The 15,552-nt window shown below is 52.3% G+C and carries 1 protein-coding gene; it reads left to right on the plus strand.

Annotated features, from left to right (window positions below; genetic code table 11):
• Positions 1-467 precede the first annotated feature (467 nt).
• Entirely contained in the window at positions 468-15,536 is a 15,069-nt protein-coding gene (locus tag HNR77_RS10030) for a non-ribosomal peptide synthetase (protein ID WP_184183589.1), read from the plus strand.
• Positions 15,537-15,552 lie beyond the last annotated feature (16 nt).

A 15,552-nucleotide genomic window follows, 5' to 3' on the forward strand; every position in this document is an offset into this window, starting at 1 on the left:
GATAGGTATGAAATGAAGTGCCTTCATTGAGCCATTGGGAGCCGATGTTTTCATTCACTTTTTGATCTCGTTGTAAAAATAACATCCTTGTTTGTCAGACAAGGTTACTACTCCGCAGCGGGATCTGTATTGATCCATATCAGTGCTGCGGGGGAATATGCAAAATATACATAGCGTGTATCCATACCCCGTAATCCCAGGCTTCTACAACGGTTGCTTCGGTGTCAAATCCGGAGAGATAGCCGAGTTTCCTGTTAACTGGCCGAAATCCTACATCAGGTCTTACAACGATGGGAGCAACCTCCCTTGTCTACCCCTACATCTATTTCCAAAAAAAATGTTAAATCTACGTTTGTTCTAAAGTAGCTCATCTGTAGAAAGTACATTACAACAGAGGAGCGAGAAGTCGTATATTACACGCAGGACGATGTTCTTTTTTTGTCACATGTTTGATAAGGCGGGGAGCTATGCTCCGCCGGATTGCTTTTACCGATCAAGAGAGGGGAACGATCCAGGTGGCTTTTGAAAAAGAAACGATGTTTTGGAACGAAAAATTTGTTGGTAACGATGATACCTTGACACGGCTGCCCTATACCAAAGCTCCAAGCTCGTTGTTGCCCATGATGACAACCGTCAGCGGTTCACTGTCCAAGGAGACGGCGCAGCGTATACAGCAGATGAGCAAAGGTGCTCCACTAGCCATGTTTATGATTTTACTCGCAGGTGTTCAATCGCTCCTACATAAATATACAGGCACTTCTGATATTTTGGTCGGCATGCCGGTTGTACGGAAAAAGGAGGAGACGCGGCGGTCTGTTAATCATACGGTCATTCTGAAAAACTCATTTTCGGCTGGTACGACTTTCAAAACACTTCTGGGTGAGCTGAGAACTTCCTTGCCGGAAGCGATAAAACATCAGCATATTCCATTCTTGAAAATGACGGAGAATCTGGACCTGCAATACGTTGACGGGATACCCGTCGTCCATACATTCGTTTCGTTAAAGGAACTGCATATGTATGAAACCGAGCACAGTGTGGTCACGGATTGTTCCTTTGAATTCAGCTTGAGTGCTGGCACCATACAGCTGACGCTGTCATATAACAAGAACTTGTATGACTCCGATTTCATGAATCGGGTTGTTGGTCACCTGAATCGCTTGTTGTCCGTGGGTCTCCACGAGTTGGATCTGGAGATTATGCGGGCAGATATGCTGTCGGAGGAAGAGAAATTTCAATTGCTGCAAGTCTTTAACGATACAGACAAAGAGTATGCCCAGGATCAGACCATTCATCAGCTCATAGAGGATCAGGTGGAGCGTGTACCTGAAGCGACGGCAGTTGTTTTTGAGGGGGAGCAGCTTACGTACGCTGAGCTGAACGAACGTGCGAACCGGCTGGCGTGCAAGCTGCGATCGCTCGGTGTGCTGCCCAATCAGCTCGTTGGTTTAATGGTCAGAAGATCGCTGGAAATGGTTGTTGGTATTGTAGCGGTTCTGAAAGCCGGTGGGGCTTACGTGCCGATAGATCCCGAATACCCGGAGGAACGCATCCGCTACATTTTGGAGAACTCAAATGCTCAGCTGCTGCTGACTCAAAGAGAACTGCTGTCTCAGGTGCCGTTCGAAGGCAAGGTGCTGGCGCTGGATGAAGAGCAGGCCTATAGCGAACATGGCTCCAATCTGGAGCCAGTCAGTGGTCCGAATGATCTTGCTTATGTTATTTATACATCAGGTACAACAGGCAAACCGAAAGGAGTTATGCTGGAGCATCGTGGTTTGGTGAGTTTGAAGTCGATGTTTGCAGACAGGCTGGGGATCAACCAGGATGACCGAATCGTTCAATTCGCGAGCCTGTCGTTTGATGCTTCCTGCTGGGAGGTGTTCAAAGCGCTCTATTTTGGCGCAACGTTATACATCCCGAAGGCCGAGACAATTCTTGATAACCGCCTGTTCGAAAATTATATGAACGAACATGCAATTACGGCCGCGATCTTGCCTCCGACCTACAGTGCGTATTTAAATCCGGAAAGAATTCCGAGTTTAACCAAACTTGTAACGGGGGGCTCGGCGGTATCGGCCGAATTTGTGCAGCAATGGAAAGAGAAGGTCCGTTATTTTAATGCTTACGGTCCAACCGAAGCCTCGATTGTTACGACGCTTTGGGATGCGAGTGAGCAGCAGTCAGAGCGCAGATTCATTCCAATCGGGCGACCACTGGATAATCACCAGATTTTTATTTTGAATGCTCACCTGCAGCTTGTGCCTCCTGGAGTGGAAGGTGAACTCTGCGTCGCAGGCGTAGGGCTTGCGAGAGGGTATCTGAATCAACCGGAGCTGACAGCCGAGAAGTTTGTCGAGCATCCGTTTGCGCCGGGAGAACGCCTCTACCGGACGGGCGACCTTGCCCGCTGGCTGCCGGACGGAAACGTAGAGTACCTGGGCCGAATTGACCATCAGGTAAAAATTCGCGGGTTTCGAATCGAGATCGGTGAGATTGAAGAGCAGCTTCTGAATATAGACGCTGTACAGGAGACGATTGTACTTGCAAGGCAAGGCAAAAGCGGGCAAGAGCTGTGTGCCTACTTGGTCGCAAGCCATCCGCTTGCACTCGGCGAGCTGAGAAGTGCACTGGCGCAAACCTTGCCGAATTATATGATTCCAGCACATTTTGTTCAGCTTCCGCGTATGCCACTTACGCCAAACGACAAAATCGACCGCAAGGCATTGCCTGCCCCGGAAGGAATTGCGTTGACAGGCAATGCCTACGTGCCGCCACGAAATGAAGCGGAGCAGACACTTGCTGATGTGTGGAAGGCGGTATTAAACGCCGAACGCGTTGGGATAACTGATCATTTCTTCGAACTGGGCGGAGATTCAATCAAGTCCATTCAAGTATCTTCGCGGCTTCATCAGGCGGGATACAAGCTGGAAATCAGGGATTTGTTCAAATATCCGACCATTTCACAGCTTAGTCTGCATGTGAAACCGACGGGACGTACGATCCATCAAGGCGAGGTCACAGGTGATATGTCACTGATTCCGATTCAGCGGTGGTTTTTCGAGAGTGCATTTGCCGACCCGCATCATTTTAACCAATCGGTAATGCTTTACCGCAAGGAAGGCTTTGGTGAAGAGGCAGTGCGTCAGGTGTTGCAGAAGCTGACAGAGCATCATGATGCCTTGCGAATGGTATTCCGCCAATCGGAACAAGGATTCAGCGCGCGGACTCGTGCAATCCAGGAAGGCGGCTTCTTCACGCTGGACATGTTCAACTTCAAGGATGCAGAGAATCCGATGCAAGCTGTGGAGACGAAGGCAACGCATATCCAGGCAGGCATTCATCTGGAGAACGGTCCTCTGGTAAAAGCGGGACTGTTCCGGTGTGCTGATGGCGATCATCTGCTGCTTGCGGTTCATCATGCCGTAGTGGACGGTGTATCCTGGCGTATATTAATGGAAGATTTCGCTCTGGGGTATGAACAAGCTGGAAAAGGAGAGGAGATTCGTTTTCCAGCAAAAACGGATGCGTACCACACCTGGTCCGAGCAGCTGACCGCTTATGCGCAAAGTTCTGAAATGACAAAGGAACGCGACTATTGGCAGGGGGTGGAGAACATCGAAGTTCCCCACATACCTAAGGATATGGAAGCGGACGTCACGATGCAGCAGGATAGCGAATCCCTGTTCATCTGCTTGACTTGCGAAGAAACAGAACTGCTGCTGAAACGGGTACACAGGGCCTACAATACCGAAATGAACGATATTTTGGTTACGGCGCTTGGTATAGCCATACGCAAGTGGACTGGACACAAAAAGGTGCGAATTAATCTTGAAGGGCACGGACGTGAATCGATCGGAACAGATATCGATATTACACGTACAGTTGGCTGGTTTACGACCAAGTTTCCTGTTGTCCTGGAGCATGAAATTGGCGGGAATTTGGCTCAGCAGATTAAACAGATTAAGGAAAGCTTGCGCCGTGTTCCGAATAAAGGGCTTGGTTATGGCGTATGCCGTTATCTATCTAATTCCGAGGATGGCTTCGTTTGGGGTGCGGAGCCGGAAATTAATTTTAACTATCTTGGTCAATTCGACGATGAAGTCAGCCAAGATGAAATTGGTATATCTTCCTATTCCAGTGGCAGCCCGGTAAGCGACCGACAGGCCCGCAGCTTTGTGCTGGATATTAACGGTATGGTGCTGGACGGTGCTTTGTCACTTGATCTCAGTTATAGCCGGAAGCAGTATCGTAAGGAAACGATGGAAGCTTTCGCCCTGCAGTTTAAGCAAAGTTTACAAGAGCTTATCGCCCACTGCGCAAGCAAGGATAATACGGAATTGACACCAAGTGATGTGCAATATAAAGGTTTGACGATCGCGGAATTGGAGCACATTGCGCATCGTTCGGGCCATCTTGGGGAGATCGAAAATATTTACTCACTTACACCTATGCAGAAGGGGATGTGGTTCCACAGCGCACTTGATCAGCAAACGGCAGCTTATTTTGAGCAGACGCGGTTTACGATGCGGGGGGCGCTCGACGTACAGCTTTTCGAGAAGAGCTGGGAGGAGCTTGCGAAACGACATCTGGTGCTGCGTGCAAATTATGTGAAAGGACCCGCGGGTGAGCCGCTGCAAATCATATATCGGGAGAAGCCAGCCTGCTTTGAATATGAAGAGCTGCTTCATCTGGAGGAGGACGAAAAGCAGGCGTACTTGGATAAAAAGGCCGAGGAAGACAGGCTTCGCGGCTTTGATCTGGAACATGACGCACTCGTACGATTCACGATTATGCGTACCGATGAACAAAGCTACCATGTGCTGTGGAGTTTCCAGCATATTTTGATGGATGGATGGTGCCTGGCTCAACTAACACAGGAGCTATTTGAGATATACTCGGCCTTGACCTCCGGCAAGCAACCAGTTGGAGAAAAAGGCTCGGATTATGGTGCTTATATTGAATGGTTGGAAAAGCAGGACGCTCAGGCGGCAGCCAGCTACTGGACGACATTTCTCGAAGGATATGAAGGGCAAACGGTACTCCCGGGGCAAAAGGAAGTGGCACCGAATGACCGGTTTACGGCAGATCACGTCATCGCCGAGCTTGGCAAGGCATTGAGTGAACGGATGGACAGGGTGGCAAAAGAGCGCCTGGTTACGGTCAATACGCTGCTGCAAGCTGCTTGGGGTGTGATGCTGCAAAAATATAACGGAACAAACGATGCTGTGTTCGGCAGCGTTGTGGCCGGAAGGCCAGCGGAAATTCCGGGCATTGAGTCCATGATCGGGCTGTTCATCAATACGGTCCCGGTTCGCGTCACGAGCGCAGCGGATACCGTGTTCGCCGACCTGATGGCGAAGCTCCAGGAACGGTCGCTGGAGCTCGGACAGTATGCTTATTATCCGCTGTATGAGATTCAAGCCCTCAGCATGCAAAAGCAGAACCTGATCAATCATATCATCGCTTTTGAGAACTACCCGGTGGATGAGCAGATGGAGCAGGCAGGCGACCAGCAGCATGGTGATTTGACGATTGCTGATGTTCAGATGGAGGAGCAGACTAACTATAACTTCAATGTGACGGTGGTACCGGGAGCCGATATCGAAATTCGATTTGATTTTAATGCCGAAGTGTTTGATAAAGATAGCGTTGAGCGGCTCAAACAGCATTTTGTACATCTGCTGCAACAGGTGACGAATAACCCGGAAATCACCGTGGGTGAGCTGGAACTTGTAACCGAAGTTGAAAAGCTGGACCTTCTCGAACGTTTTAACGATACGACTACGGAATTTCCGCGCGGGAAGACACTTATTCAATTGTTTGAAGAACAGGCGTGGCGAACTCCGAATGCAGCTTCCATTTCCTTGAATGAGCAGCAACTGAGCTACTGCGAACTGAACGAACGTGTCAATCGCCTTGCGCGAACCTTGCGTAGCTATGGAATATGCAAAGGTCGGTTGGTTGCCATTATGGCTGAACGTTCCATTGAAATGGTGGTTGGTATGCTGGCTACACACAAAGCTGGAGCGGCTTATGTACCGATTGACCCTGAATATCCCGAAGAGCGTATCCGTTTCCTGATTGAAGATTCGGGGGCGCAGGTCATGCTGACACAAACCCATCTGCGTGAACGGCTGGCGAATTCATGTGCTGGCTCACATTCGGTGATCTTAGTGGATGACAACTCTTTCTATCACCACGACGGTACTGATTTAATTCCGGGTACTGAAGCGACAGACCTGGCTTGTATCATCTATACGTCTGGCACGACTGGAAAGCCGAAAGGCAACCTTGTTTCGCACCGTAACATTGTGCGGATCGTGAGAAATACGAATTATATCGACATTACCGAGCGGGATCATGTCCTCCAGCTTTCGAGTTATTCATTCGACGGAGCGATTTTCGATATTTTCGGCGCTTTGACAAATGGGGCGAGGCTGGTGCTGGTCCCCCGGGAGACGTTGCTGGAAATCGGCCAGCTGGCGGATCTCATCAAACGTGAAAGCATCTCGGTCATGCTGATCACGACGGCTTTTTTCAACGTGCTTGTAGATGTGAATGTCGATTGCCTGCTGGATGTCCGGGCGATTTTGTTCGGTGGGGAGCGCGTGTCGGTTGGTCATGTGCGCAGAGCGCTTGCACATATCGGACCGGGCAGGCTCAATCATCTGTATGGCCCATCGGAAAGCACGGTGTATACCACGTATTTTCCGGTTGACTTCGTGGATGAGTCGGCGGTTACTGTACCGATCGGACGGCCGATAAGTAATACGACGGTGTATATCGTCGACAGCCAAAATCATCTTGTGCCGATCGGCATGGCCGGGGAGTTATGCGTCGGAGGAGAAGGACTGGTACAGGGTTACAACAACCGGCCGGAGCTGACGGCGGAGAAATTTGTCGACAATCCATTTGTGCCGGGAGAGCGCATGTACCGGACAGGGGACTTGGCGAAATGGCTGCCGGACGGAACGATTGAATACGTGGGACGGACGGATGACCAGGTGAAAATTCGCGGCTTCCGCATTGAGCTGGGGGAGATAGAAGCTCAGCTGCAGAAAGTGGAAGGAATTCGGAAAACAACAGTATTCGCTCATGAAAACACCTCTGGTGAGAAGCAGCTTTGCGCTTATTATGAAGCAGACCTTGAGCTATCGGCAGCTGAGCTGAAGAGTGTGCTCTCTCAGGAACTGCCAGCATATATGATCCCGACATACCTGATTCAGTTAGATCGGCTCCCTTTGACGACAAACGGCAAGGTTGACCGTCAATCGCTTCCTGCACCTGAGGAAAGTCTGCAGCCGGGTGAAGAGCGTACGTTGCCTCGGAATGCACTGGAGGAAAGCCTGGTCGGAATTTGGAAGAGTGTGTTGGGATTGCAGTACATCGGCGTTCATGACAACTTCTTTGACCTGGGCGGTCATTCTCTACGGGCGACGACGCTGGTGAGCAAGGTGCATCAGGAATTGAATGTTGAGCTGCCTCTGCGCGATGTGTTCCGCTACTCTACGATTGAAGATATGGCTCTTGCCGTTTCCCGGATCGGGAAGCAGTCCTTCTCGTCGATTCCGCTGGCAGGTGAGAGGCAGCATTATCCACTTTCTTCAGCACAGAAGCGACTGTTTATTCTGAATCAGCTGGAAGGAGCCGATCAGAGCTACAACATGCCGGGTGTGCTGCTGCTGGAAGGAACGATTGACCATAGTTTACTGGAAAATGCTTTCCGGGGACTGATCTCAAGGCATGAAACGCTGCGGACGGGCTTTGAAATTGTACAGGGCGAGGTTATACAGCGCATATACGAAAACGTTGATTTTGCAATCGAGTACCGTCATGCAAACGAAGGAGAAGAGTCTGCAATCATAGCAGCGTTTATTCGGCCTTTCGACTTGGCAAAGCCTCCGCTCCTGCGTGCAGAGCTCGTGGAGCTTGCAGCAGAACGTTATTTGCTGATGTTCGACATGCACCATATCGTGTCTGATGGGGTTTCGATGGATGTGTTCGTCAATGAACTCGTTCGTCTATACGGCGGGGAGTTATTAGAACCTTTGCGTATTCAATACAAGGATTATGCGGTGTGGCAGCAGTCGGATGAGCAGAAGTCACAGTTGAAACGCGAGGAAACGTACTGGCTGGACCGTTACCGGGGTGAACTTCCGGTTTTGGAGATGCCTACGGATTATTCACGTCCTGCCGTGCAGAGTTTTGAGGGACAGACGCTGACGTTCTTCGTAGATGAAGCAACGAATGAAGGACTGAAGCAGTTGGCGAATCAAACAGCAACAACGCTGTATATGGTGCTGCTTGCCGCATATACCGTGCTTTTGCATAAATACACAGGTCAGGATGATCTAATTGTTGGCACATCCATTGCGGGCAGAACACATGTTGACACGCAGCCTTTAATCGGAATGTTTGTTAATACGCTGGCGCTTCGTAATAATCCCTCTTCGGAGAAAACGTTCCTGTCGTATCTGGAAGAAGTGAAGGAAACAACCTTAGGCGCCTATGAGCATCAGAATTATCCGTTTGAAGAGCTTGTTGATCAGGTACAGGTTAGCCGGGATTTGAGCCGAAATCCGCTATTTGACACGATGTTTTCCCTGCAGAATCTGGAGGAGACAGCATTGGAGCTGGAGGGGCTGAAATGGTCTCCGTACCCTAGCGAATACGGCATGGCCAAATTCGACCTGAGTATAGATGTAGCGGAAGAAGATGGCGGCCTGGAGTGCAGCTTTGAATTTGCAACAGCTCTTTATAAAGAAAGTACGATCCGGCGGCTGGCGACTCATTTCGGGCAATTGCTCGAAGCGATTGTAAGTCATCCCAGTGAGAAAATTGCTGAGCTGAATCTGATGACGGCTGGGGAAAAAGAAGAAATGATCAGCGCGTTTAACCCGGCGCAGCCGGAAGCAGCCCCTGTGGCGGCATTCCATCGCCTATTTGAGAAACAGGCGGAACGCACGCCGGAGGCAGAAGCTGTTGTGTATGAGAACGACCGCCTGACGTATGCGGAGCTGAATGTGCGGGCGAACCGTCTGGCGGCGACATTGCGCACCAGCGGCATCGGCCGGGAGTCCATCGTCGGCATTCTCGCCGAGCGTTCGGTGGACCTGCTGGTGGCGGTGCTGGCTGTCTGGAAAGCAGGCGGGGCGTATGTGCCGCTTGACCCGGACTATCCGGCAGACCGCGTACGTTTCATGCTGGAAGACAGCGGGGCAAAGGTGCTGCTGACGCAAACGCCACTGCGCGAGCGTGCCGAAGCCTGGCTGAGTGAAGAGCAGCTGGCACTGGCGACCGTGCTGTACCTCGACGATGAAGCAGCGTACAGCGAGGAACGAACGAATGCGCCGATGCTGGGCTTTGGCCAAGGCTCCAGCCTGGTCTCTGGCAAGTTAACAGGGGCTGTGAATGGCGGGAGTGAGGGCTATCTGAATGTTCTGGATGATGTTGATGTTAATGGCATGGATCACTTCCATGAAGCTCGTCCAGAGGACTTGGCGTATGTGATCTACACGTCGGGAACAACCGGCAAGCCGAAGGGTGTGATGATCGAGCATCGGAGCCTGGTCAACACAGCAGCAGGCTATCGACGGGAGTACCGATTGGACCAGTTCCCGGTACGGCTGATGCAGCTCGCGAGCTTCTCGTTTGACGTGTTTGTGGGTGATATTGCACGCACGCTGTATAACGGGGGCACGATGGTGATCGTGCCTAAGGACGACCGGATTGATCCATCCCGTCTGCACCACTGGATCGAGCGGGAGCAGGTGACTATTTTCGAATCGACGCCAGCATTGATTGTGCCGTTCATGCAGTACGTGTACGAGCAGCAGCTGGAGATCCGCTCGATGGAGCTGCTGATCACAAGCTCGGATAGCTGCAGCGTTGCAGATTATCGCACCTTGCAGGAGCGGTTCGGCTCATCGTTCCGCATTATTAACGCCTACGGCGTGACGGAAGCGGCCATCGATTCCAGCTTCTACGACGAGCCGCTGACCCAGCTGCCGCAGACGGGCCATGTGCCGATTGGGAAAGCGTGGCTGAATGCGACATTCTACATTGTGGATGCACATCTGAATCCGGTGCCCGTTGGGGTGCTGGGCGAGCTGGTGATTGGCGGCGTCGGTGTGGCACGTGGATACTTGAACCGTGCGGAGCTGACGGCAGAGAAGTTTGTAGATAGTCCATTCGTCGCCGGGGAGCGGCTGTATCGCACAGGAGATCTGGCGCGGTGGATGGAGGACGGCAGTGTAGACTTCATCGGTCGAATCGACAACCAGGCGAAAATCCGGGGATACCGGATCGAGACGGGGGAGATTGAGTCGCAGCTGCTGCAGGTGGCAGGTGTGCGTGAAGCGGTGGTACTGGTTCGAAGTGATGCGAACGGGCAGAAGACGCTGTGCGCGTATTACACGCCGGATGCCGAAACGGAACTGGCCGTGAATGATCTACGCAGTGCGCTAGCACAGGAGCTGCCGGGTTACATGATCCCCTCTTATTTCGTGGAGCTTGAGCATCTGCCTTTGACGCCAAACGGAAAGATGGATCGAAAGGCACTGCCAGCGCCGGGAGGAGAAGCAGGAAGTGGAACGGAGTACGTTGCACCGCGCAATAAACTGGAAGCGAAGCTGGCTGCGATCTGGAAGGACGTTCTGGGGCATGTGAAGGAGATCGGGGTTTACGACAACTTCTTCGACATCGGCGGACACTCCCTGCGGGCGACGACGCTGGTCAGCAAGATTCATAAAACGTTAAACGTGGATTTGCCTCTGCGTGACGTGTTCCGCCATTCCACGATCGAGAGTATGGCGGCGGCCATTGCCCGTCTGGATCAACAGCAATTTGTTTCGATTCCGGTGGCAGAAGACCGGGAGGTGTACCCGCAATCTTTTGCCCAGAAACGTCTCTTTATCCTGAATCAGCTGGAAGGTGCGGAGCTTAGCTACAACATGCCGGAGGCGATGCTGCTGGAGGGTGCTTTGGACAGGGCAAGGTTCGAAGAAACGTTCCGTAAGCTCGTGGCGCGGCATGAAATGTTGCGCACCGGGTTTGAAATGGTGGATGGCGAAGCATCCCAACGGGTTTACCAGAACGTGAATTTCGCGGTGGAGTTCTATCAGGTCGAAGAGCAAGAGGTCGAAGAGACGGTTCTCGGTTTCATTCGTCCGTTTGACTTGGCGAAGCCCCCGCTGTTAAGGGTAGGCCTTGCCCAGCTTGCCCCCGAACGCCATATTCTGATGTATGACATGCATCATATTATTTCCGATGGCGTTTCGATGGAAATCTTCGTTGAGGAATTCGTTCGTTTGTATGGTGGAGAACAATTGGAGCCGTTGCGCATTCAGTATAAAGACTACACCGTTTGGCAGCATTCGCCGGAGCAGCAGGAACGGCTTCAGCAGCAGGAGATGTATTGGCTGAGCAGGTTCCAAGGCGAGCTTCCAGTGCTGGAAATGCCGACCGACTATCCGCGTCCTGCCGTTCAGAGCTATGAAGGTCAGACGCTGGAGTTTTTCTTTGATGCTTCGAAAACAGAAGGTCTGAAGCAGCTGGCTTCGGAAACAGGCACGACACTGTTCATGGTGCTGCTTGCGGCATATAACGTTCTTCTGCACAAATATTCAGGCCAGGAGGACGTAATCGTGGGTACGCCGATTGCTGGAAGGAACCATGAAGATGTGCAGCCGTTAATCGGAATGTTCTTGAACACACTCGCAATCCGCAGTTATCCGGCATCGGAGAAGACCTTCCTGTCCTACCTGAATGAAGTCAAGGAAACAACTCTGCATGCCTTCGAGCATCAAAACTATCCGTTTGAACAATTGGTGGACAAGGGTCAGGTGACCCGTGATTTAAGCCGCAATCCACTCTTCGATACGATGTTTACGATGCAGAATACGGAGAACGAGGCATTTGAGCTGGATGGGCTTCGCATGACGCCTTACCCGAACCTGCTGGATACAGCGAAATTTGATATCAGCCTGGATGTGGGCGAGGAAAATGGCGGTTTGGATTACAGCTTCGAATATGCAACGGCTCTCTACAAAAGGGAGACGATTGAACGGCTGGCGAAACATTATGAGCAGTTGCTCGTGACGATCGTAAGCCGTCCAGATGCCAAGATAGCTGAGTTGAACCTGCTGACGGCAGCGGAAAAAGAAGAAGTGGTCAGCGGGTTTAACCCGGCGCAGCCGGAAGCAGCCCCTGTGGCAGCATTCCACAGGCTGTTCGAGAAACAGGCGGAACACACACCGGAGGCAGAAGCAGTTGTATATGAGAACGACCGCCTGACCTATGCGGAGCTGAATGTGCGGGCGAACCGTCTGGCGGCTACACTGCGCATAAGCGGCATCGGCCGGGAGTCCATCGTTGGCATTCTCGCCGAGCGTTCGGTAGACCTGCTGGTAGCTGTGCTGGCCGTCTGGAAAGCAGGCGGGGCGTATGTGCCACTCGACCCGGATTATCCGGTAGACCGTGTACGGTTCATGCTCGAAGACAGCGATGCGAAGGTGCTGCTGACGCAAACGCCACTGCGCGAGCGTGCCGAAGCCTGGCTGGGTGAAGAGCAGCTGGTACTGGCGACCGTGCTGTACCTTGACGATGAAGCAGCGTACAGCGAGCAGCAAACGAATGCGCCGATGCTGGGCTTTGACCAAGGCTCCAGCATGGCTTCCGGCGTAGTCTCTGGCCAGCGAACGGGAGCTGTGAGCGGCGGAGATCGGGGCCATCTGGATGGTGTGGATGACGTTGAACAGGTTGATGTTGTTGGGGAGGCTACGGGAATGGACAGTTTCCATGAAGCTCGTCCAGAGGACTTGGCGTATGTGATCTACACGTCGGGAACAACCGGCAAGCCGAAGGGTGTGATGATCGAGCATCGGAGCTTGGTCAATACAGCAGCAGGCTACCGACGGGAGTACCGATTGGATCAGTTCCCGGTGCGGCTGATGCAGCTTGCGAGCTTCTCGTTTGACGTGTTTGTGGGCGATATTGCGCGCACGTTGTACAACGGCGGCACGATGGTGATTGTGCCTAAGGACGACCGGATTGATCCATCCCGTCTGCACCACTGGATCGAGCGGGAGCAGGTGACTATTTTCGAATCGACGCCTGCACTGATCGTGCCGTTCATGCAGTACGTGTACGAGCAGAAGCTGGATATCCGCTCGATGGAGCTGCTGATCACAAGCTCGGATAGCTGCAGCGTTGCAGATTATCGCACCTTGCAGGAGCGGTTCGGCTTATCGTTCCGCATTATTAACGCCTACGGCGTGACGGAAGCGGCCATCGATTCCAGCTTCTACGACGAGCCGCTGACCCAGCTGCCGCAGACGGGCCATGTGCCGATTGGGAAAGCGTGGCTGAATGCGACATTCTACATCATGGATGCACATCTGAATCCGGTGCCCGTTGGGGTGCTGGGCGAGCTGGTGATTGGCGGCGTCGGTGTGGCACGTGGTTACTTGAACCGTGCGGAGCTGACGGCAGAGAAGTTTGTAGATAGTCCATTCGTCGCCGGGGAGCGGCTGTATCGCACAGGAGATCTGGCGCGGTGGATGGAGGACGGCAATGTGGACTTCATCGGTCGAATCGACAACCAGGCGAAAATCCGGGGATACCGGATCGAGACGGGGGAGATTGAGTCGCAGCTGCTGCAGGTGGCAGGTGTGCGTGAAGCGGTGGTACTGGTTCGAAGTGATGCGAACGGGCAGAAGACGCTGTGCGCGTATTACACGCCGGATGCCGAAACGGAACTGGCCGTGAATGATCTGCGCAGTGCGCTAGCACAGGAGCTGCCGGGTTACATGATCCCCTCTTATTTCGTGGAGCTTGAGCATTTGCCTTTGACACCAAACGGAAAGGTGGATCGAAAGGCATTGCCAGCGCCGGAAGGAGAAGCAGGAAGTGGAACGGAGTACGTTGCACCGCGCAATAAACTGGAAGCGAAGCTGGCTGCGATCTGGCAGGACGTGCTAGGGCATGTGAAGGAGATCGGCGTGTACGACAACTTCTTCGACATCGGCGGGCACTCCCTGCGGGCAACGACGCTGGCAGGCAAGGTATTTAAGGAATTAAACGTCAATCTGCCGCTGCGTGATGTATTCCGTTACTCAACGATTGCGTCGATGGCCGAGGTGATGGCCCGGATGGAGCGGCAGGAGCATGAGGCCATACCTCAAGCGGAGGAGAGAGAATGCTACCCGCTGTCCTCTGCACAGAAACGACTGTTCATTCAACATACGCTGGATGGAGCGGATCAGCTGTACAACATGCCGGAGCTTGTGCAGATGGAAGGTCATTTTGATGTAGAGCGTTTTGAAGCCGCGATGCGGAAATTGATTATAAGGCATGAGTCGCTGCGCACCGGTTTTGAGATCGTGAAGGGTGAAGCGGTTCAGCGGATTTATTCACAGGTGGATTTTGCTATCGAGCATCATCATGCAGATCCAGAGGATGCGGCTCAAATTGAGCAGATCATTCGCAGCTTCGTTCGTCCGTTTGATCTTGGCAAGCCGCCACTGCTGCGAACCGGAGTCATCGAACTGGGGCCGGACCTGCATATTCTGCTGTTTGACATGCACCATATCGTGTCCGACGGAGTATCCATGGCAATTGTAATGGATGAATTCTCAACTTTCTATGCGGGAGAAGAGCTGCCACCACTGCGCATTCAATACAAGGACTATGCTGTTTGGCAGCAGTCGAAAGCTCATCTGGAGCGAATCGGGCGGCAGGAAGCGTACTGGCTGCAAACCTTTGAAGGTGAGCTGCCAACGGCGGACCTGCCGACGGATTATGAACGGTCTGCAGTTCGTAGCTACCAAGGCGCGCATCTGGATTTCGACGTTGAAGCTTCTCTCTCTGCACGGCTGCGCGAACTGGCGGCCCAGCGTGAAAGCACGCTGTTCATGGTATTGCTTGCGGCTTATACGGTGCTGCTGTCCAAATATAGCGGTCATGAGGACTTAATTGTAGGCACGCCGGTGGCAGCAAGAACCAATACTGACTTGGAGCCGATCATCGGTATGTTTGTGAATACGCTGGCACTTCGCAATCGTCCGTCAGGTAACAAAACGTTCTTGTCCTACCTGGATGAAGTAAAGGAAACGGCACTTGGAGCCTTCGAGAATCAGGATTATCCATTCGAGGAACTCGTGGAGCGTTTGAATGTGAAGCGAGAGCCTGGCCGTTTCCCGTTGTTTGATGCTGTTTTCGACATGCAAAATATTGAAGAACGAGACACCGAACTGGAAGGAATCCGTCTGAGAAATTACGAGCTTGACCAATTGGAAGAAGCGAAGTTTGATCTGACTCTCTTCATTTATGAAAATAACGGGTCATTAAGCGGGGGGTTCTTCTACGCTACCAAGCTGTTCAAAGAAACGATGATCCGCACCCTGACCCAGGATTACCTGCGAATTCTGACTCAAATTGCGGAGAATCCACAACTTGAGTTGAGCCGCATCGAATGTCATAAACCGTCAGAAGGCGCAAAGCGTGTCGTCGACACGATCGAATTTGCTTTCTAATGACTCCAGCGGACAC

Source organism: Paenibacillus sp. JGP012 (assembly GCF_014203995.1).
Classification (GTDB): domain Bacteria; phylum Bacillota; class Bacilli; order Paenibacillales; family Paenibacillaceae; genus Paenibacillus; species Paenibacillus silvae.

What these genes read in the sequence shown, in the direction of transcription:
- HNR77_RS10030 (WP_184183589.1), top strand. Translation starts at nt 468, where the DNA reads ATGCTCCGCCGGATTGCTTTTACCGATCAAGAGAGGGGAACGATCCAG.